The organism is Heyndrickxia acidicola, assembly GCF_001636425.1.
Lineage (GTDB): Bacteria > Bacillota > Bacilli > Bacillales > Bacillaceae_C > Bacillus_AE > Bacillus_AE acidicola.
This window is the reverse complement of sequence record NZ_KV440953.1, coordinates 3,160,226-3,181,236: the sequence shown is the minus strand read 5'-3', so window position 1 is coordinate 3,181,236 and position 21,011 is coordinate 3,160,226. Positions and strand designations below refer to the sequence as shown.

Genomic DNA, 21,011 nt, shown 5'->3' with positions numbered 1-21,011 from the left:
GGCTCAAATAGCCGCAAAATATAGGGTTTGAGGTGAAAGCTGAGAATAGATAGGTAGAAAAGTGGATAAACAAAAAAAATTTTACTTGCATTTTCAGTGGAATTTACTATACTTTTTCTCATGTTTGTATTTATTGTCTGAGGGAAGAAATAATAAACAAGCAGGTAAAAATATCTTACAATTTTAAGAACTTGATGCCTCTAGCATCTGAAAATGAAAGGATGAATGGAATGGCAGGACTATGGTTTACAGAAAAGCAGACAGATAACTACGGAATCACCATGAAGATTAATAAAACTTTACATACAGAGAAAACAGAATTTCAAGATCTTGAAATGGTTGAAACTGCTGAATGGGGTAACATGCTTTTGCTGGATGGAATGGTAATGACAACAGAAAAAGATGAATTTGTTTACCATGAAATGGTTGCGCATGTACCTTTATTTACTCATCCAAATCCCGAGAAAGTACTTGTAGTTGGAGGAGGAGATGGAGGAGTAATCAGAGAAATCCTTAAGCATCCAAGTGTAAAGAAAGCTGTTTTAGTTGATATTGACGGGAAAGTTATTGAGTATTCGAAAAAATTTCTTCCGTCTATTGCAGGCGAACTTGAAAATGAAAGAGTAGATGTTCAGGTTGATGACGGCTTTATGCACATTGCTCAAAGTGAGAATGAATATGACGTTATTATGGTAGACTCTACAGAGCCGGTTGGACCTGCAGTAAACTTATTCACAAAAGGCTTTTATGCTGGAATTTCAAAGGCGCTCAAAGAGGACGGAATTTTTGTTGCTCAAACCGACAATCCTTGGTTTAAAGCAGATCTAATTCAAACTGTGCAAAAGGATGTAAAGGAAATCTTCCCTATTACACGTCTTTATATTGCTAATGTACCAACCTATCCGAGCGGTATGTGGACATTTACACTCGGTTCAAAGAAGCATGACCCACTAGAAGTAAGTGAAGACCGCTTCCACGATATTGAAACAAAATACTATACAAAGGAATTGCACAAAGCGGCGTTCGTTCTGCCTAAATTTGTACAAGACCTTACGAAGTAATTCAATTAAGGTACCAGTTCTATCATCGCCTGGTACCTTTTAAAATGACTACGCAAATGCAAAAAAAACAGCCAATGAAGAAGAGGTGTAAAAATGAAATTTGATGAAGCTTATTCTGGTAACGTTTTTATTGGGAGCCATCCCCACTATGAGGATAGTAAGGTCGTTTTGTATGGCATGCCAATGGATTGGACCGTCAGCTACCGACCTGGATCCCGTTTTGGCCCTGCCCGTATTAGGGAAGTATCTATCGGGCTGGAAGAATACAGCCCATATTTAGATCGCGAATTAGAAGAAGTAAAGTATTTTGACGCAGGCGACATTCCTTTGCCTTTTGGAAATCCCCAAAGGAGCATAGAATTGATTGAAGAGTACATTTCCGGGCTGCTGAAGGATAATAAGTTCCCTCTTGGCATGGGCGGCGAACACCTTGTATCCTGGCCAGTCATGAAAGCCATGTATAAAAAGTACCCTGACCTTGCTATTATACACATGGATGCCCACACAGACCTCCGTACGCAATATGAAGGAGAGGCGCTTTCTCATTCCACTCCAATTCGGAAAATCGCTGATCTGATTGGCCCTGAAAATGTTTATTCTTTCGGAATTCGCTCTGGCATGAAGGAAGAATTCCAATGGGCAAAAGAAAACGGCATGTACATAGCCAAATTTGAGGTACTGGAACCATTAAAAGAAATTCTTCCTAAGCTTGCCGGACGTGCAGTTTACGTTACAATTGATATTGATGTTTTAGATCCAGCGCATGCTCCGGGAACAGGAACAGTAGATTGCGGAGGCATTACCTCCAAAGAGCTTTTAGCCTCTATACACGAAATTGCGCGATCCAAGGTTAATGTAGTCGGCGGTGATTTAGTCGAAGTAGCTCCTATTTATGATTCATCAGAGCAAACGGCTAATACAGCGAGCAAGCTTATTCGCGAAATGCTTCTTGGATGGGTAAAATAAAAATATTTATTAGACAGGAACAGACTGAGCAGTTTTGAGGCTCAGTCTTTTTTGCGGATTATTTAATAAATTATGTATCCGTATGCCGATGAGCAAGGCGCTTGCGCTTTTCTTTTATCCAATTGATTTTCCCTGTATTTATTTTTATAATTAAAAGGTTATAATGATAAAAAGGATGTGAATGGTTTGACAGTTGGAACAACAAAAGAGCTTCCGGTCAAAGTTCACTTAAAAACAAAAGTGCAGCAGGACGAACAGGCAGACACTTTCGAACTTGCATTATTTGGCCGTTATTATGAAAAAGGAAATGCGGCTTTTTTAAAATATGATGAAGTATTAGAAGATGGAACCATACATACAATTGTGAAGTTATCTGATGATAATGCTTTAATCCTTCGCAGCGGTGCTCTCAAAATGCGGCTACCCTTTAACCGGAATGGTAAAAAGAATGGATCCTATGACAGCCCGTATGGAACTTTGCTATTATCGACAGATACAAAACAATTGGACCATGTGAGGGAACATGCAGGTGAGCTTATTAAAGGAACCCTAACCATTGAATATGACTTATGGATGCAGGATAACATGGCTGGAAATTATCAAATGGTCATTCACTATAAGGAGGTAAAAGAACATTCATGAATATTGTGGAGGAATTGCAAGGAAAGTTAAAAGAAGAAATAAAAGGTGCAGTGGTTAAGGCAGGTTTGGCAGCTGAAGACCAAATTCCTGAGGTTATTTTGGAAACTCCTAAAGATAAGACGCACGGCGATTATGCTACGAACATGGCTATGCAGCTAGCCCGGATTGCCAAAAAGGCACCAAGAGCCATTGCTGAAGAAATGGTGGCAAACCTGGATACAGAGAAGGCTTCTATTCAGAAGGTCGATATTGCAGGTCCCGGCTTTATTAATTTCTATATGGATAACAGTTATTTAATGAATCTGATTCCGACTGTACTACAAGAAGATTTTGATTATGGAAGATCCAATGCCGGAAAAGGCCAAAAAATTCAAGTTGAATTTGTTTCAGCAAATCCGACTGGTGATCTTCATCTTGGACATGCACGCGGCGCGGCAGTGGGTGATTCACTTTGCAATGTGCTTGATAAAGCTGGATATGCTGTCAGCCGGGAGTATTATATCAATGATGCCGGAAATCAAATTCATAATCTTGCCTTGTCTGTTGAAGCACGTTATTTTCAGGCGTTGGGACTGGATAAACAAATGCCTGAGGATGGCTACCACGGGAAAGATATTATAGGAATTGGTGAAAAACTTGCTGCTGAGTATGGCGATAAATTCGTTGAGGCCGATGAAAAGGAAAGATATGAGTTTTTCCGCCAATATGGATTGGATTATGAAATGGAGAAACTGAAAAAGGACCTCGAGCATTTCCGTGTTTCCTTTGATGAGTGGTATTCCGAAACTTCGTTATATAAGAGCGGGAAAATTGACGACATGCTAAAGGTTCTCAGAGAAAAAGGGTATGTATATGAATCAGATGGTGCAACATGGTTCCACTCAACTGAGTTAGGCGATGATAAGGACAGAGTTCTTATTAAAAACGACGGCACATACACCTATCTGACTCCGGATATTGCTTACCATAAGGATAAGTTTGACCGCGGCTTTGAGAAGCTTATCAATATATGGGGGGCTGACCACCACGGGTATATTCCCAGAATGAAAGCCGCTGTAGAGGCATTAGGATACGGGGCTGAAAACCTTGAAGTCGAAGTGATTCAGCTGGTGCACTTGTTTAAAAACGGTGAAAAAATGAAAATGAGTAAGCGGACAGGTAAAGCAGTTACTATGAGAGATTTAATTGAAGAGGTTGGCCTGGATGGTGTCCGCTATTTCTTCGCTATGAGAAGTGCAGATACTCATATGGATTTTGACCTTGACCTTGCCGTGTCCCAATCGAATGAAAACCCTGTTTATTATGCGCAGTATGCCCATGCCCGTATTAGCAGTATCATCAGGCAGGGAAAAGAGCAGGGATTTGAGGTCAGCGGGGATGCAGATCTAAACCTGATTAAAGCGGAGAAAGAAATCGAGTTGTTGAAAAAGATCGGAGAATTCCCTCAAGCAATAGCTGAAGCGGCAGAAAAAAGAATCCCGCATAAAATCACCAATTATATTAACGATCTCGCGTCTGCTTTTCATAGCTTTTATAATGCTGAAAAAGTATTGGATAAAGAAAATCCTTCCCTTTCAAAAGCCAGAATGGGACTGGTGAAATCGGTTCAAATTACACTGAGGAATGCACTTGCATTAATCGGTGTCTCTGCACCTGAAAAAATGTAATCATATAAAACAAGTAGGCAGCAGGACCATAAGGCTCTGCTGCCTTTCTCATGTATGGGTCAAAGGGATGGCGGTCAGTTAGAAGTAGTCTCAGGTGCGGAGAAAGCGCTTACAACGGGTTCGGCATTTAGGATAGGTTCAGCATTCAATAACGTTTCTGCTTTTTGTTTGTGGCTATTATCGAGTAGAAGTAAGACAATCGGAATTCCCATGAAGCTTCCGATTGAAAGCCCTGCTAAGACACCGAAAATCGTGTGTAACAACATCAAAATCACTCCTTCCTCTAATAATTTTATAATACCAAATTGTGTCTTTTTTGTGAATGGTTTTTGTCACAAATTTGACAAATTTATTTTAGTGCTAGTGTACCCTTTATATTTAAAAATAAACACCTTTGTCAAAAACTTCGAAATCCAGCAAATGAAAACACAATGTGAGATAGGGGAGGATCAGTTATGAAAAAGTGAGATTATAACAGATCCTCAATCATTCTGGCACTCCATTCCTTTAACTTGACCGGCAGAGGCGGCGACTTAAGCTTATTATTTGAAAGCAATTTGCTGTTGGCTAGGTCTTCATGAATAACCGAAAGCAGTTTGCCGATAAAATCAGGATTATGAATATAACAATTTAATTCATGATTAAGAAAAAAGCTTCTCCTGTCAAAGTTAGCTGAGCCTATGTCGCAAACTTTTTTATCAATAATTGCCACTTTTGCATGGTAAAAGCCATTCTGGTATTGATAAACTTCTGCACCTGCGGGAATCAGTTTTCGAAAATAGCGATAGGAGGCTTCCTTCACAAGTGCGTGATCCGTTTTTTCAGGAACAATGATCTTTACTTTAATTCCTTTTTCCAAAGCATTTAGAAGCGAATTAACTATTGCCGGAGGAGGGATAAAATAAGGAGTTCCAATAATAATAGAAGTCTCTGCATTTTTAATGAGCTGTTCGGTTGATGATTCCATTCGAACCCCTTCAGTCGGGTAGAATTGGTGGAGCACAGTACCGGATTCAAGCTCAGGAAAATACATTTTATTTTCCGGCAGGGATTGTCTTGTAGACCTTTTCCAATTAAAGATAAATTCCTTTTGAAGATCTTTTACACTTTCTCCTGTAATACGCAGGTGATAATCCCTCCATGGTGAAAGGTTAGGATCTAAATTAATGTATTCACGCCCTACATTATAGCCGCCCATATATCCTATTTGGCCATCTAGAACTGTTATTTTTCTGTGGTTCCTTTGCTGGGAAGAAAAGAATAGGAACGGAAACCTGGGTTTGTGGCAGAAGCTTACGGCGGCACCGGCGTGTTTTAATTTATTCAATCCTTTTTTGGAAACACCGTGCGAACCGACCCAATCCAGCAAAAGTCGTACTTGTACTCCTTCTTTTGCCTTGCGCTCAAGAAGATTCAGGAAATTATTGCTGATCTGGTCCTTTTTCACAATGTAGAAAAGGATATGGATACTGGTGCGGGCTGCTTCAATCTCTGAAAAAAGCCGGGAGAATAATTCTTCTCCATTTGTAATAATTGTGATTTCTCCTTTTCTAAGCGGGTAATCTCTTTTTTTTGTATGCTTTTGATAAAAGTGCTTGCCAACATAAAAATCTGTTAAAATAAGGATGGCTATAATACATAAAATAAATAAAACCAGCCATAACCAAGTCATGTTGAAAATCCTCTCCTAGCAGTCGTCCTGGTATTGTATGAAAGTGAGTGTAATACAAAGTCCTTTATATCATTGTTTCCCTTGTAACTAATATTATGAAAAAACTAGTGACAAATGTCTGATACAGAAAATTTATGCAAAAAGTCAGATCCCGCGAGCGCGATTAGAGCGTCGAAAAGGCCCACTAGTCTGCCCCGCGAAAAGCGAGTGCCGGGAGCAGGAAGCAATAGTCAATTTATAAGAGCACCTTAAATTCAATATATATAGTCAAGAATATATTTTGCTTAATGCAGCGCATTCAATCCTGTGACCTCTATAATCATAAACATTACAAATTTTTAGAGAAATGGCACAGAAAATCATTGACTGAATGCTCATTCATTATATAATGGTAGTATGTAACATTCAGAAAATTTAGGTGTTTATACGGCTTTTTTCGTAAACTTGTTGCAGCTTGTACTATTAGAAAATGCAGAGACCTAAGCTTCCGCTTTGAAATCCATAATAACGGATAAAAAAGAGGCCATCGTGACTCAGTGAATAGGGATTCGGCATCTGTACGAGAAACAACCAAGGAAGCGAAGACACAGCCATTAAGGAGAAGGGGAAAGGTAGAAAACACCTTTGAAGGGAGTGGTAAGAATGGGTTGGTTGCTATGGATTAATTGGATCGCTTTTCTTTTTGTAACCGTTTACGCAATTTCGTTATTTGTTTATGTAGTCAAGACAAGGATTGCATATATTAAGCTTGGGAAAAAAGCAGAGTTTGATAATAATGTGAAAGAGCGTTTGCGAAAAATTTGGGTCAATGTGTTCGGACAAAAGAAATTATTAAAAGACAAGAAGAGCGGTGCCATTCATGTCATGTTTTTCTATGGCTTTATTCTCGTTCAATTTGGTGCCATTGATTTTATATGGAAGGGGCTTGCTCCTGAATCACATTTGCCGCTTGGACCTGTCTATCCTGCGTTTACCTTCTTCCAGGAGATTGTAACGCTTGTTATCCTAGTTGCGGTTGTATGGGCGTTTTACCGCCGGTATATTGAAAAATTGGTCCGTTTAAAAAGAGGGTTTAAAGCAGGGCTGGTCTTGCTGTTTATTGGAGGCCTGATGGTCTCTGTACTGATTGGGTATGGAATGGGACTGATCTGGCACGGTGAAGAACTGACATGGTCTGAGCCTATTGCATCAGCGGTTGCCTTTGTTTTTCATGGTATCGGGACGACCGCTGCAGCAGTTGTCTTTTACGTAGCATGGTGGGTCCACTTATTGTTCCTGCTGTCTTTCCTTGTATACGTCCCGCAATCAAAGCATGCACATTTGCTCGCAGGACCTGCAAATGTATATTTAAACCGTTTGGATGGACCAGGCAAGCTGCGCCCGGTTAACTTTGAGGACGAATCTCAAGAAACCTTTGGGGTAGGGAAGATTGAAGATTTTAACCAGCTTCAGCTTGTAGATCTGTATGCATGTGTAGAGTGCGGCCGCTGTACGAATATGTGCCCTGCAACAGGAACAGGAAAAATGCTTTCACCAATGGATTTGATCATAAAGCTGCGTGATCATCTAACTAATCATGGTGCAGCGGTAACATCCAGACAGCCATGGGTGCCAACATTTGCATTTAATCAAACAAAGGGCAACCAGCTTGCATTGGCAGGCACCGGCCAGGGCGCAGAGGAGTCTGCGGCTGCTTCTGCCTATAGTCCTTCATTGATTGGAGAAGTCATTACGGAAGAGGAAATATGGGCATGTACTACCTGCCGTAACTGTGAGGACCAATGTCCTGTTATGAATGAACACGTAGATAAAATCATTGATTTGCGGCGTTACTTAGTGCTGACGGAAGGAAAGATGAATCCGGATGCACAGCGTGCCATGACAAACATTGAGCGCCAAGGAAACCCTTGGGGATTAAACCGCAAGGAAAGAGAAAACTGGCGCGAAGCCCGTGAAGACGTTGAAGTTCCAACTGTTAAAGAAATGAAAAAATCGGGAGAGGAATTTGAGTATTTATTCTGGGTAGGATCAATGGGCTCTTTTGATAACAGAAGCCAAAAGATCGCCTTATCCTTTGCTAAGCTGTTAAATGAGGCTGGCGTTAAATTTGCAATATTGGGCAATAAAGAAAAGAATTCAGGAGATACACCAAGAAGATTAGGAAACGAGTTTTTATTCCAGGAACTGGCACAGCAAAATATTGATGAGTTTCAGAAAAATGAGGTTAAGAAAATCGTTACAATAGACCCTCATGCTTATAATATCTTTAAAAAAGAATATCCGGATTTTGGATTGGAAGCAGAAGTGTATCATCATACTGAGCTTTTATACAAGCTGGTGAAAGAAGGAAGACTTGTTCCAAAATATGAGGTGAATGAAACAATCACCTTCCATGATTCTTGCTACCTGGGGCGCTATAATGATGTCTTTGATCCGCCTCGTGAAATTCTAAAATCGATTCAGGGAGTCAAGCTGATTGAAATGGAAAGAAATCGTGAGACGGGAATGTGCTGCGGTGCAGGCGGAGGTCTAATGTGGATGGAAGAAGATACAGGAAACCGTATCAATGTAGCCAGAACCGAACAAGCATTGGCCGTTAATCCTACCGTTATTAGTTCAGGTTGTCCGTATTGCTTAACGATGCTTTCGGATGGAACAAAAGCAAAAGAGGTTGAAGATACGGTAAAAACCTATGATGTAGCAGAGCTTCTCGAGAAAGCAATATGCGGAGATCCGAAACAAACAACGATTGCATCCTGATATAAGATAGAGTAAATTAAAGGTGAATTAAGAATTTTTTATAAAATGTTTCAATTTATTCTATTTAGCGTTATGATGAATATAAGAAGATAAAAGGGGATTATTGTAATCCCCTTTTATATAACAAGCAGGTTGAGCGAGCGTTCAGTCACTATAATGAAAGCGCTTGCGTTATGTGGTGTCTGTTGTATTCTCGGGTAGAAGCCCTCTTTAACAGCACAAACTTAATGGAGCAAAGGGGAAGATCGATTATGGCAAAAACGGTAATTTTGAGCGGCGCAAGAACCCCGTTTGGGAAATTTGGCGGTGCACTCAGCTCGTTAAGCGCATCTCAATTAGGCGGAACAGTCATTAAAGAAGCTTTGAAAAGAGCTCAGGTTCAACCGGAGGATGTTCAAGAGGTCATTATGGGTTCCGTTTTGCAGGGAGGACAGGGTCAGATTCCATCCAGGCAGGCTGCACATGAAGCGGGGCTTCCGTGGGAAGTAAAAACAGAAACCATTAATAAAGTATGTGCTTCCGGAATGAGAAGTGTAACCTTGGCAGACCAGATTATACGTGCGGGTGATGAAGACGTTATTGTAGCTGGAGGAATGGAGTCTATGTCAATGGCTCCGTATATTCTGCCGAATGCACGATGGGGACTGCGGATGGGTGATGCTTCTTTAAAGGATTTAATGATTCATGATGGACTTACCTGTTCATTTTCAGGTGTCCATATGGGCACTTACGGAAATAAGCAGGCACTAGAATATGAGATTACGAGAGATGAACAAGATAGTTGGGCGCTTAGAAGCCACGAGAAAGCTTTAAAAGCTATTAAAGAGGGGATATTTGCAGAAGAAATTGTGCCTGTAGAAGTTCCTCAAAGAAAGGGATCCCCTCTTATCATGAAGGATGATGAAGCACCCCGTGCAGATACATCGCTATCTAAGCTGGCAAAGCTGCCATCAGCCTTCGGGAAAGACGGTACTATAACAGCCGGCAATGCGCCCGGTGTAAACGACGGAGCAGCAGCGCTTGTGCTGATGAGCGATGAAAGGGCTATAAAAGAGGGGAGAGAACCGCTTGCTTATATTCTGGGTCATGCAGCTATTGCTGTAGAGGCAGACTGCTTCCCTTTAACGCCTGGTCTGGTGATAAATGAGATATTAAAGAAAACAGGAAAGTCATTGAACGATATTGATTTGTTTGAAATTAATGAGGCATTTGCTGCCGTTTCTCTTGTCAGCGGAAAAATAGCAGGCCTAGACCCAGAAAAGGTGAACGTCAATGGCGGAGCAGTCGCTTTAGGACACCCGATTGGAGCAAGCGGAACACGAATCATACTTACACTGGCTTATGAATTGAAAAGACGCGGAGGCGGTATCGGTATTGCTGCTATATGCTCCGGAGGCGGCCAGGGGGATGCCATTATGATCGAAGTGAAGAAACAAGGATGAGGCCTTGAGAAGGAGGAGAAGTATGGAGATTAAAAAGGTGATGGTGGTAGGAGCAGGACAGATGGGTTCCGGGATTGCTCAGGTATGCGCACAAGCCGGTTATCAAGTGCTCCTGAATGATGTGAAAGAAGAATCACTGGCAAGAGGATTTAGTATCATTGAAAAAAATTTATCCAGACAAGTATCTAAGGAAAAAATAAGAGAAGATGAAAAAGTGCTCATTCTTTCGCGCTTGGAGAAATCAAGCAGCCTTCAGGATGCGGAACAGGTGGATATTGTCATAGAAGCAGCTGTGGAAAATATGGAAATAAAGACAAAAATATTTGGTGAGCTGGATCAGTTTGCTCCATCTCATGCCATACTGGCATCTAATACCTCCTCACTGCCCATTACTGAAATTGCTGCTGCCACCAGCCGCCCGGAAAAAGTGATAGGCATGCATTTTATGAATCCGGTTCCTGTCATGAAACTGGTAGAGATTATTAGAGGGCTTGCTACCGATGATGAAGTGTACCAGGCTGTAGAAGTTATGACGAACACATTGAAAAAGGTTCCGGTTGAAGTAAATGATTTTCCTGGCTTCGTATCAAACCGTATACTCATGCCGATGATTAATGAAGCTATTTACACTCTTTATGAAGGTGTAGCAACCAAGGAAGCCATTGATGAAGTGATGAAGCTGGGGATGAACCATCCGATGGGACCGTTGACTCTTGCTGATTTTATAGGCTTAGACACTTGCTTGTATATCATGGAAACCCTTCATGATGGATTCGGCGACGATAAATATCGCCCCTGCCCGCTTTTAAGAAAATATGTAAAGGCAGGCTGGCTGGGAAAGAAAACAGGACGGGGTTTCTACAATTACCAATAAAGAGCTTTTAATAAAGGAAGCAAGCCTTATTTGTAATAACACCCTATTAAAAAAAGAAAATTGCCCTGATAGCTTTGAAGCAATGCTAATTACGAAAAGCAGTAGTTATATGATTCATTTTGCAGGAGGATCAGCTATGGATCTGCACTTTACAGAAGAACAGCAAATGATACGAAAGCTGGCTCGGGATTTTGCCGCAGCAGAAATAGAGCCTTTTATAGAAAAAATGGAGAACGGAGAATTCCCAAGGGCTATTGTAAATAAAATGGCAGATCTGGGTTTAATGGGGATGATGGTTCCGGAACAATACGGCGGCTCAGAAATGGATTTTACGTCTTATGTAATTGTAATCAATGAAATATCCAAGGTAAGTGCCACTGTAGGAGTAATCTTATCTGTCCATACCTCTGTCGGTACAAACCCAATTTTATATTTTGGAACAGAGGAACAAAAAAAGAAGTACCTTCCTCAGCTTGCGGCAGGGAACTTTTTAGGGGCATTTGCCTTAACGGAACCAAGTGCCGGGTCAGACGCAGGCAGCCTAAAAACAAGAGCCTTAAAACGGGGAGACCATTATATTTTAAATGGCTCAAAAGTCTTTATTACAAACGGCGGAGAAGCAGATACCTATATTGTTTTTGCCAGGACGGAACAAAGTGCCGGAATGAAAGGAATCTCTGCGTTTATTGTGGAAAAGGGGACGGAAGGTTTTATTATCGGGAAAGATGAACATAAAATGGGCCTCCATGGTTCCAGAACGGTTGAGCTCATTTTTGATAATATGCCGGTGCCAGCGGATAATCTCCTTGGAAAAGAAGGAGAGGGATTTAAAGTAGCAATGGCAAACCTTGAAGCAGGCAGGATCGGAATTGCGGCCCAGGCGCTTGGAATTGCTGAAGCGGCCTTGGATAATTCTTTAGCCTATGCAAAAGAGCGGGAGCAATTCGGAAAACCGATTGCCAGCCAGCAGGGAATTGGTTTTAAGCTTGCCGACATGGCCACTAAGGTAGAGGCAGCCAGGCTTCTTGTCTACAGAGCAGCGGAACTCCGTGCCTTAGGTCTTCCTTGCAAAAAAGAGGCCTCGATGGCAAAGCTGTTCGCCTCAAAAACCGCGGTTGAGACGGCTATAGAAGCTGTTCAAATTTTTGGCGGCTATGGCTATACAAAGGACTTTCCGGTTGAGCGGCTTTTCAGAGATGCGAAGATTACAGAAATCTATGAAGGAACAAGTGAAGTCCAACGAATGGTTATCTGCAAAAGTATATGTTGAAAGATTAATAGAGAGATAGATAATAGGAGGAACAACAGATGAATTTCCGTTTAAGCGAAGAACATGAAATGATTAGAAAAATGGTTAGGGACTTTGCATTAAAAGAAGTAGCACCAACTGCAGCCGAGCGGGACGAGGAAGAACGCTTTGACATCAACATTTTTAAAAAAATGGCTGAGCTGGGACTGACGGGCATTCCGTGGGCAGAGGAATATGGCGGGATTGGAAGCGACTTTCTTGCTTATTGTATAGCCGTTGAAGAGCTTTCACGAGTATGTGCCTCAACAGGTGTAACCCTATCTGCCCATACATCATTGGCAGGGTGGCCGATTTATAAATTCGGCTCTGAAGAACAAAAACAAAAATATTTAAAACCTATGGCACAGGGCGAGAAAATTGGGGCATATGGTCTGACGGAGCCTGGGTCTGGCTCCGATGCAGGCGGAATGAGAACGACAGCACGCCGTGATGGAGATGACTACGTAATAAATGGTTCTAAAATCTTTATTACAAACGGCGGTGTAGCTGATACGTATGTAGTATTCGCATTGACAGATCCTACATCAAAACATAAGGGCACTAGTGCTTTCATTATCGAAAAAGATTTTCCAGGTTTCTCGGTAGGCAAGAAAGAGAAAAAGCTGGGTATCCGTTCATCTCCTACTACTGAAATTATTTTTGAAGATTGCAGAGTTCCTAAAGAGAACCTTCTTGGAAGTGAAGGGGACGGATTTAAAATTGCGATGATGACACTGGATGGAGGAAGAAATGGGATAGCAGCACAAGCTGTTGGAATTGCCCAAGGTGCACTTGATGCTGCTGTTGCATATGCAAAAGACCGGGAACAATTCGGTAAGCCTATTGCTGCTAATCAGGGGATTTCCTTTAAGCTAGCGGATATGGCTACTGAAATTGAAGCTGCACGCCTTTTAACCTACCAGGCTGCCTGGCTTGAATCAAACGGCCTTCCATATGGAAAGGAGTCGGCAATGAGCAAACTGTTTGCCGGTGACACGGCCATGAAGGTAACAACAGAAGCTGTTCAAATCTTTGGAGGGTACGGATACACCAAGGATTATCCGGTTGAAAGATATATGCGGGATGCAAAAATTACTCAAATATACGAAGGTACTCAAGAAATTCAAAGACTCGTCATCTCAAGAATGCTGACCAAATAAAACTAGTGACACAAAAAGTAATTCGATAAATTAAAAGTAAGTAAACAGCCTTTGAAAAATGTTTAGATGAAGAAGCCCTGATGTTCCCGGGGCTTCTTCTGGAGAGGGTATTGCCGCCTGCAAAACCTTGAAAAAGATGATGGATAAGCGTCTGTAATGAGCTTTTCAGAAAGGGGGGGGAAATATGAACAAAAAACGCACTGTACATGCCTCCGTAAAGGATGAGCGGCTTGTCAATATGCGCAGGGATCAAATGATTCGGGGGGCAGTGTCACTTTTTAAAGAAAAAGGTTTCCATCGAACCACTACAAGAGAAATAGCGCAGGCTGCGGGTTTTAGTATTGGTACTCTTTATGAGTATATCCGGTCAAAGGAAGATATTTTATATCTTGTCTGTGATCGTATTTACGATCAAGTGAGAGCCAGGCTCGAGGGGATGGATGTTGAAAAAGGCACCTTGAAAAGCCTGAAGCTGGGCATTGCGTATTATTTTAACATTATGAATGAAATGCAGGATGAGGTTCTTGTCATGTACCAGGAAGCAAAGTCCTTATCAAAAGATGCCCTTCCTTATGTACTAAAGAAGGAAGTGGAAATGGTGGGGATGTTTGAAACCATTATTCTAAAATGTGTGGAAAATGGAGAACTGGTAATGGAGGAAAAACAAATCGATCTGTTAGCCCACAATATTTTTGTACAGGGGCAGATGTGGGGATTCCGCCGCTGGGCATTAAAGAATAAATATACAATTGACGAATACATTCAGCTGCAAATTGATTTGCTATTTTCAGGCATAGAGGGTTTTCAGTCTCAGCTGAAAGAGGGAGAGTTGTATGAGCACAGTTGAAATCTATAAACCGGTAAATGCAATTCGTTTTGTCACGGCATCCAGCTTGTTTGACGGGCATGATGCCTCCATTAATATTATGAGACGTATTTTACAATCGACTGGAGCGGAGGTCATTCATTTAGGCCATAATCGCTCGGTGGAGGAAATTGTGAATGCTGCCATTCAGGAGGATGTGCAAGGGATTGCCATTTCTTCTTATCAGGGCGGACACGTAGAGTTCTTTAAATATATGCATGACCTGTTAAAAGAAAAGGGAGCTCCGCATATCCGGATTTATGGAGGAGGCGGAGGGGTTATTATCCCTCGGGAAATTCAAGAGCTTCATGATTATGGAATAGCAAGGATCTTTTCTCCTGAAGATGGGAGGCTGCTTGGTCTTCAAGGAATGATTAATTTGATGCTTCAGGAATGTGACCATCCTACATTGACTGATTCCCTTGATGAAGAAATGAAGAAGCTGAAGACTGGGGACCCAGGAGCAGCTGCAAAGCTTATCACTGTAGCAGAAAACCAGGTTATGTTAAATAAAGAGCTGGCGCCGGCAGTGGAAAGTGCTCTTGCTGAAATAAAGTCATCTGTAAAAAAAGTACCCGTCGTCGGAATCACCGGAACAGGCGGGGCAGGAAAAAGCTCCTTAACGGATGAACTGATTCGTCGTTTTTTAAATGAGCTTTCCGATAAAAAAGTAGCTATTCTTTCAGTCGACCCTACAAAGCAAAAAACAGGAGGGGCATTGCTCGGAGACCGAATACGCATGAATGCTATTTTTAATCAGCGTGTGTTTATGAGGAGCCTTGCTACTAGGGGTTCAAAGAATGAATTATCATTGGCGATAAAAGATGCCATTGATATTGTAAAAGCTGCCGGCTATGACCTTGTAATCGTAGAAACAAGCGGTATCGGCCAGGGGGATGCAGAAATTACGGAAATCAGCGATGTGGCCATGTACGTTATGACCAGTGAGTTTGGGGCTCCTTCACAGCTGGAAAAAATCGATATGATTGATTATGCAGATTTGATTGTCATCAATAAGTTTGAAAGAAAAGGCTCCGAGGATGCTAAAAACCAAGTTCAAAAGCAATATCAGCGCAGTCATGTCCTGTTTGAACAGGAATTAAAGGATATGCCCGTGTATGGAACGATTGCAAGCCAGTTTAATGATCCTGGAACAAATGCCCTGTTTGCAGCATTAATCGAAAAAATTAATGACAAGATGGGCTCAAGCTGGAAGGTGTCTTTTTCCAAAGACGCAAAGGTTGAAAAACAAAATATTATCATTCCAAACAGCCGTAGATATTATTTGAGGGAAATATCTGAGACTGTAAGAAACTATCATAAAAAAGCGGAAGAACAGGTTCGCTTAGCAAGAAGGCTGTTTCAGCTCGAGGGCGCAATAGCAGCTGTTCATGAATCTGAAGAACAAAATGTGGAGATTGACTATTTAACTAAACTGAAAGATGCTGCAAATGAGAAGCTTACGAACGAAACCAAAAGGATTTTAAAGGAATGGAAGGATATTAAGGAAAGCTATTCAGGGGATCAGCTTGTTACAAAGATACGAGATAAGGAAATTGTAACGGAATTAAAAACCACCAGTTTATCGGGTTTAAGCATCCCAAAAGTAGCGTTACCGAAATATGAGGACTATGGTGAAGTCTTGCGCTGGGTGTACAAAGAAAACCTTCCGGGGTACTTCCCATATACAGCGGGGGTATTTCCTTTTAAACGCGAGGGAGAGGATCCGAAAAGACAATTTGCGGGAGAAGGGACACCAGATCGTACAAACCGCCGATTCCATTACTTGTCCAAAGGAGATTCGGCCAAACGCTTAAGTACTGCATTTGACTCTGTAACGCTCTATGGTGAAGATCCGGATTACCGCCCTGATATCTATGGAAAGGTGGGAGAGTCCGGCGTAAGTATCTGTACGCTTGATGATATGAAAAAGCTGTATGCAGGGTTTGACTTATGCCACCCATCCACATCGGTATCGATGACGATAAATGGTCCTGCGCCAATTATTTTGGCTATGTATATGAATACAGCCATTGACCAGCAGATACAAAAAGCAGAAGAAGAGCTGGGAAGAATTTTAACCGTAGAAGAGTTTGCGGATGTAAGGAGTAAAACGCTCAAGGTTGTAAGGGGAACTGTTCAAGCGGATATATTAAAAGAAGACCAGGGACAAAACACTTGTATTTTCTCTACTGAATTCGCCCTGAGAATGATGGGCGATATCCAGCAGTATTTTATTGACCATCAGGTTCGCAACTATTACTCGGTCTCGATTTCCGGCTACCATATAGCAGAAGCAGGAGCGAATCCTATTTCACAGCTTGCTTTTACATTGGCTAATGGATTTACGTATGTAGAATACTATTTGAGCAGGGGAATGAATATTAATGATTTCGCACCAAATCTCTCTTTCTTCTTTTCAAATGGCCTAGATCCGGAATATACGGTTATTGGCCGTGTAGCAAGAAGAATTTGGTCCGTTGCCATGAGAGATAAGTACGGAGCAAATGAAAGAAGCCAGAAGCTTAAGTACCATATTCAAACTTCCGGACGCTCCCTTCACGCACAGGAAATTGATTTCAATGATATTCGGACGACGCTTCAAGCCCTAATGGCACTGCAGGATAATTGCAACTCCCTTCATACAAATGCATATGATGAGGCTATTACCACGCCGACAGAAGAATCTGTCCGCCGTGCTATGGCCATTCAAATGATTATTACTAAGGAGCATGGATTATCTAAAAATGAAAATCCGTTGCAGGGTTCCTTTATTATTGAAGAGCTTACTGATTTAGTAGAATCGGCAGTGCTGGAGGAGTTTGACCGTCTTAATGACCGCGGCGGAGTATTGGGTGCTATGGAAACCCAGTATCAGCGCGGAAAAATACAAGAAGAATCTATGTACTATGAAATGAAAAAACATTCTGGTGAGCTGCCAATCATAGGGGTGAATACCTATTTAAATCCTAACCCTCCAACAGAAGAGGAAATGAACAGCATACAACTGGCACGCGCAACCAAAGAGGAAAAAGAAATGCAAATCAATCATCTTAAACAATTTCAGGAGCTGCACAAATCCAAAGCGGAAGAGGCCTTGGAAAAATTAAAACAGACGGCTGTAACGGGCGGCAATATATTTGAAGAGTTAATGGAAACGGTTAAAACAGCAAGCCTTGGCCAAATTACTCATGCATTATATGAGGTTGGCGGGCAGTATCGTAGAAATATGTAAGCAAGTAAATGGAATAAGACAGCAATAGGAGCGGAAACCTAAGACATTTTAAGATAACCTTAGGGGGAAGCTCCTTTCTTTTATTGAGAAGCGGAACTATAAAATGAACAAAGCTTGCTCCATTAAGCTCGAGGCTCTGTCGTCACGGAGTATACCAGAGCCAAATTTTAAAAAGTGGTTCTGGTATTGATATTAACCAAGAGCAAGCGAGCTCCCTGAGAGGAATCAACCAGCAGGAAGACAAGTGCACTGCCGATGTCTCTCTTAAATCCGATTGTTGAATTAAATCCAAAGTTGATTGGAGTGGAAGGCACGAGACTCCTGCGGGATCAGCTGGCCATAGGGAGACCCCGCAGAAATCGAGTGACTGTAGCGCAAATCAGCCAGCAGGATGACCAGGGCACTGCCGAAGTCTATGTTAAAGCCCAAAGTAGACTTGAATTCCGTGTTGATTGATGCGGATACGCGAAACTCCAGCGAGATTAAAGACGCGAAACGAGAGTGTGAAAATAAAAATTTAATAAATCACTCCATAAATCTAGCATAAATGTTTTGAAATTGTTTATAATGGTAAATATGTATTCTGCCATCATTATGTTTATTGATAACTTTTATGCTCTCAAATGAGAGAGTTGAAATAGAGAAAGGAAGTGTCGATTTGAGTTTAGGCCAACTATCTCAAACAGAATTACGTGAAATGTCACTTATTGAGCTTGCCCATCATTACCTTGAGGAAAAAAAGCAAGCTTTTTCGTTTGCTGAGCTGCTGGATGACTTAGCGAACTTACTTGATTTGAGCCAAGACGAATTGAACTCCAGAATGGTTCAATTTTATACAGACATGAATATCGATGGTCGTTTTCTGAGTTTAGGCGATAACCGCTGGGGACTTCGCGAATGGTATCCATTTGATCAGGTAGATGAAGAAGTTACCACTACTGTTAAGCCGAAGAAGAAGAAGGCTAAAGCGCAGGATGAAGATGAAGAAGATCTTGATTTAATGGATGAAGATCTTGATTACGATGATCTGGATGATTTTGAAGAAGAAGATTTAACAGAAGAAGACGATGATGAAGATGAAGAAGAAGAAGACGATGATTTAGACGATTTCGATGATATCGACGAAAATGATGATGAATCGTTTGATGACGAACTAATTGGCGAGGACGAATATGACCTCGATGATGAGGACGAAGAAGAACTGGAAGAAGAGCTTGAAGAAGAGCTTGAAGAAGAGGAAAAAGAAGAGGAAAAATAATAGCCTTGACTTATCTTAACCAGACAGGTAGTATGTTATTTGGGCTCCTTAAAAAAGGAACGATGATAATAAATAATTACAGCTCCCCTTACTTTTGATAAGTGGGGGCTTTTTATTTTTTTACCCCCTGTAAGTATTTTGGTGTAAGGACAAGCCACCAAAATAAAGTTGAAGATTAATGTTAGAGAAGGCTCATTTAATTGAAAGAATTCTTTAGGCTTTTGACGGCATGAGGTACTCAATCTTCAAAAAACAAAATACGATTCCAGATTAACTATCCAATTATTGTGGCACAATAATTAATATTTATAAGGGGGAATAAATGTGACAAAATATATATTTGTAACTGGAGGAGTGGTTTCCTCACTAGGTAAAGGGATAACGGCTGCTTCTTTAGGCCGTTTGCTGAAAAACAGAGGTTTAAGCGTAACGATCCAAAAATTTGATCCATACATTAATGTGGATCCTGGAACAATGAGCCCTTATCAGCACGGGGAAGTATTTGTGACAGACGACGGTGCTGAAGCGGATTTGGACTTAGGCCATTATGAGCGCTTTATTGATATTAATGTTACGAAGTATAGCAGTGTAACGACTGGTAAGGTATACTCCGAAGTTTTAAGAAAAGAGCGCCGCGGGGAATACCTTGGTGGAACGGTTCAGGTTATTCCGCATATCACAAATGAAATTAAAGACCGCGTCTTCCGTGCAGGGCAGGCTACCAATGCCGATATTGTTATCACTGAAATTGGAGGAACGGTAGGGGATATTGAATCACTTCCATTCCTTGAAGCAATACGCCAAATAAAGAGTGATATTGGCCGTGATAATGTAATGTATATCCACTGTACTCTTGTCCCATACTTAAAGGCTTCCGGCGAGATGAAAACAAAGCCGACACAGCACAGTGTTAAAGAATTGCGCAGTTTAGGAATTCAGCCAAATATTATTGTGGTACGTACAGAAATGCCGATTTCGCAGGATATGAAGGACAAAATTGCTCTGTTTTGCGATATAGATGAAAAAGCAGTTATTGAAGCAAGGGACGCGGATACACTTTACTCTATCCCACTTTCTCTTCAAGAACAGAATCTTGACAAGATTGTATGCGACCACTTGAAGCTTCAATGCCATGAAGCTGATATGAAGGAATGGATTGGGCTGGTTGACAAGGTTAGGAACCTTTCAAAGACTGTGAAAATTGCTCTTGTAGGTAAATATGTAGAACTTCAGGATGCCTATTTATCTGTTGTTGAGGCCTTAAAACATGCAGGTTATTCTTTTGATGCTGATATTAGTATTGACTGGATCAATGCAGAGCATGTAACGAAGGACAATGTAAAAGAACTTTTAGAAAAAGCAGATGGAATCCTCGTTCCGGGAGGATTTGGAGACCGTGGTATTGAAGGTAAAATTCTAGCGATTCAATATGCGCGTGAAAATCAAATTCCTTTCCTTGGAATATGCCTAGGCATGCAGCTGGCATCTATTGAATATGCGCGTAATGTTCTTGGTTTAGAGGGAGCACACTCTTCAGAGATTAACCCTGAAACAAAGTATCCAATTATTGATCTGCTGCCGGAGCAAAAGGATATTGAGGATTTAGGAGGTACTTTGCGCCTTGGATTGTACCCATGTAAAATTTACACAGGCACAAATGCTTTCGGTGTATATCAATCTGAAATGATTGAAGAGCGCCATCGCCATCGTTATGAATTTAACAATGATTTCCGCAGCCAAATGGAAGATGCCGGTTTTGTATTTTCCGGTACAAGCCCTGACGGAAGATTGGTCGAGATTGTAGAAGTAAAAGATCATCCTTGGTTCGTAGCTTCTCAATTCCATCCGGAGTTTACCTCAAGACCAACTCGTCCACAGCCTTTATTTAAAGGGTTTATTGAAGCGTCATTAAAAAATCAGCAATAAAGAATAGATTAAAAAAAGCCTGGATCCTTTGATTCAGGCTTTTTAATGCTTGCCAGGAAATTATAAAGTGCTAAACCTGTGGATATTTTTCTTGTCTAGCTCCAGCGCCTATCGGCTAACTGATTTCTATGTCTCCTCCCTACGATAAGTCAGCATCAGCTCGTGCCTCGCTGTGTTTCCTTTATCTCAGTCGAA

16 protein-coding genes are annotated in these 21,011 nt (G+C 41.3%); 14 read left to right on the top strand and 2 right to left on the bottom strand.

Going from position 1 to position 21,011, the window contains the following annotated elements; all coding sequences use genetic code 11:
* The first annotated feature begins 230 nt into the window (after positions 1-230).
* The 4 genes from speE (at position 231) to argS (ending at position 4,336) form a co-directional block, all read left to right on the top strand.
* On the top strand, positions 231-1,061 hold the full coding sequence (gene speE, locus A5N88_RS14845) for a spermidine synthase (RefSeq protein ID WP_083953165.1): 831 nt from the start codon (positions 231-233) through the stop codon (positions 1,059-1,061).
* A gap of 93 nt (positions 1,062-1,154) precedes the next feature.
* On the top strand, positions 1,155-2,027 hold the full coding sequence (speB, locus tag A5N88_RS14840) for an agmatinase (protein ID WP_066267441.1): 873 nt from the start codon (positions 1,155-1,157) through the stop codon (positions 2,025-2,027).
* A 186-nt stretch (positions 2,028-2,213) separates the two neighbouring features.
* Entirely contained in the window at positions 2,214-2,669 is a 456-nt protein-coding gene (locus A5N88_RS14835; protein ID WP_066267439.1) for a YwiB family protein, read from the top strand.
* Positions 2,666-4,336 (top strand): arginine--tRNA ligase, encoded by a 1,671-nt coding sequence (gene argS, locus A5N88_RS14830; RefSeq protein WP_066267436.1) that lies wholly within the window; start codon positions 2,666-2,668, stop codon positions 4,334-4,336. The genes A5N88_RS14835 and argS overlap by 4 nt, the downstream gene beginning before the upstream one ends.
* A gap of 74 nt (positions 4,337-4,410) precedes the next feature.
* Here the strand turns inward: argS and A5N88_RS24995 are convergent, their stop codons facing one another.
* The gene (locus A5N88_RS24995) at positions 4,411-4,602 is read right to left on the bottom strand and encodes a hypothetical protein (protein ID WP_157090689.1); all 192 of its coding nucleotides are present in this window, start codon (positions 4,600-4,602) and stop codon (positions 4,411-4,413) included.
* Positions 4,603-4,805: 203 nt separating this feature from the next.
* Positions 4,806-6,008, bottom strand: a complete 1,203-nt coding sequence (cls, locus tag A5N88_RS14820; RefSeq protein ID WP_066267430.1) for a cardiolipin synthase — start codon at positions 6,006-6,008, stop codon at positions 4,806-4,808.
* Between the two features lie 642 nt (positions 6,009-6,650).
* Between cls and A5N88_RS14815 the strand changes: the two genes are divergently transcribed.
* The 10 genes from A5N88_RS14815 (at position 6,651) to pyrG (ending at position 20,816) form a co-directional block, all read left to right on the top strand.
* Positions 6,651-8,768 carry a 4Fe-4S dicluster domain-containing protein gene (locus A5N88_RS14815; protein ID WP_066267429.1) on the top strand — a complete coding sequence of 706 codons (2,118 nt, stop codon included), beginning with the start codon at positions 6,651-6,653 and terminating at the stop codon, positions 8,766-8,768.
* A 251-nt stretch (positions 8,769-9,019) separates the two neighbouring features.
* Positions 9,020-10,210 carry an acetyl-CoA C-acetyltransferase gene (locus tag A5N88_RS14810; protein ID WP_066267427.1) on the top strand — a complete coding sequence of 397 codons (1,191 nt, stop codon included), beginning with the start codon at positions 9,020-9,022 and terminating at the stop codon, positions 10,208-10,210.
* A 22-nt stretch (positions 10,211-10,232) separates the two neighbouring features.
* Positions 10,233-11,084 carry a 3-hydroxybutyryl-CoA dehydrogenase gene (locus tag A5N88_RS14805; protein WP_066267425.1) on the top strand — a complete coding sequence of 284 codons (852 nt, stop codon included), beginning with the start codon at positions 10,233-10,235 and terminating at the stop codon, positions 11,082-11,084.
* 136 nt (positions 11,085-11,220) lie between these two features.
* Positions 11,221-12,354 carry an acyl-CoA dehydrogenase gene (locus tag A5N88_RS14800; RefSeq protein ID WP_066267423.1) on the top strand — a complete coding sequence of 378 codons (1,134 nt, stop codon included), beginning with the start codon at positions 11,221-11,223 and terminating at the stop codon, positions 12,352-12,354.
* Between the two features lie 38 nt (positions 12,355-12,392).
* Positions 12,393-13,532 (top strand): acyl-CoA dehydrogenase, encoded by a 1,140-nt coding sequence (locus A5N88_RS14795; RefSeq protein WP_066267422.1) that lies wholly within the window; start codon positions 12,393-12,395, stop codon positions 13,530-13,532.
* A gap of 184 nt (positions 13,533-13,716) precedes the next feature.
* The gene (locus A5N88_RS14790) at positions 13,717-14,379 is read left to right on the top strand and encodes a TetR/AcrR family transcriptional regulator (RefSeq protein ID WP_066267420.1); all 663 of its coding nucleotides are present in this window, start codon (positions 13,717-13,719) and stop codon (positions 14,377-14,379) included.
* Positions 14,366-17,632 carry a fused isobutyryl-CoA mutase/GTPase IcmF gene (gene icmF, locus A5N88_RS14785; RefSeq protein WP_066267418.1) on the top strand — a complete coding sequence of 1,089 codons (3,267 nt, stop codon included), beginning with the start codon at positions 14,366-14,368 and terminating at the stop codon, positions 17,630-17,632. The genes A5N88_RS14790 and icmF overlap by 14 nt, the downstream gene beginning before the upstream one ends.
* A gap of 255 nt (positions 17,633-17,887) precedes the next feature.
* A complete protein-coding gene (locus A5N88_RS14780) occupies positions 17,888-18,088 on the top strand; it encodes a hypothetical protein (protein WP_066267415.1) in 201 nt (66 codons plus the stop codon).
* A 202-nt stretch (positions 18,089-18,290) separates the two neighbouring features.
* Positions 18,291-18,890 carry a DNA-directed RNA polymerase subunit delta gene (rpoE, locus tag A5N88_RS14775; protein WP_066267413.1) on the top strand — a complete coding sequence of 200 codons (600 nt, stop codon included), beginning with the start codon at positions 18,291-18,293 and terminating at the stop codon, positions 18,888-18,890.
* A gap of 324 nt (positions 18,891-19,214) precedes the next feature.
* Positions 19,215-20,816, top strand: coding sequence for a CTP synthase (pyrG, locus tag A5N88_RS14770; RefSeq protein WP_066267411.1), 1,602 nt, complete (start codon positions 19,215-19,217; stop codon positions 20,814-20,816).
* Positions 20,817-21,011 lie beyond the last annotated feature (195 nt).

Coding starts and splice junctions, on each gene's coding strand:
- A5N88_RS14815 (WP_066267429.1), top strand. CDS start 6,651: ATGGGTTGGTTGCTATGGATTAATTGGATCGCTTTTCTTTTTGTAACC.
- argS (WP_066267436.1), top strand. CDS start 2,666: ATGAATATTGTGGAGGAATTGCAAGGAAAGTTAAAAGAAGAAATAAAA.
- A5N88_RS14795 (WP_066267422.1), top strand. CDS start 12,393: ATGAATTTCCGTTTAAGCGAAGAACATGAAATGATTAGAAAAATGGTT.
- speE (WP_083953165.1), top strand. CDS start 231: ATGGCAGGACTATGGTTTACAGAAAAGCAGACAGATAACTACGGAATC.
- cls (WP_066267430.1), bottom strand. CDS start 6,008: ATGACTTGGTTATGGCTGGTTTTATTTATTTTATGTATTATAGCCATC.
- A5N88_RS24995 (WP_157090689.1), bottom strand. CDS start 4,602: ATGTTGTTACACACGATTTTCGGTGTCTTAGCAGGGCTTTCAATCGGA.
- A5N88_RS14800 (WP_066267423.1), top strand. CDS start 11,221: ATGGATCTGCACTTTACAGAAGAACAGCAAATGATACGAAAGCTGGCT.
- A5N88_RS14780 (WP_066267415.1), top strand. CDS start 17,888: ATGTCTCTCTTAAATCCGATTGTTGAATTAAATCCAAAGTTGATTGGA.
- icmF (WP_066267418.1), top strand. CDS start 14,366: ATGAGCACAGTTGAAATCTATAAACCGGTAAATGCAATTCGTTTTGTC.
- A5N88_RS14810 (WP_066267427.1), top strand. CDS start 9,020: ATGGCAAAAACGGTAATTTTGAGCGGCGCAAGAACCCCGTTTGGGAAA.
- A5N88_RS14805 (WP_066267425.1), top strand. CDS start 10,233: ATGGAGATTAAAAAGGTGATGGTGGTAGGAGCAGGACAGATGGGTTCC.
- speB (WP_066267441.1), top strand. CDS start 1,155: ATGAAATTTGATGAAGCTTATTCTGGTAACGTTTTTATTGGGAGCCAT.
- A5N88_RS14790 (WP_066267420.1), top strand. CDS start 13,717: ATGAACAAAAAACGCACTGTACATGCCTCCGTAAAGGATGAGCGGCTT.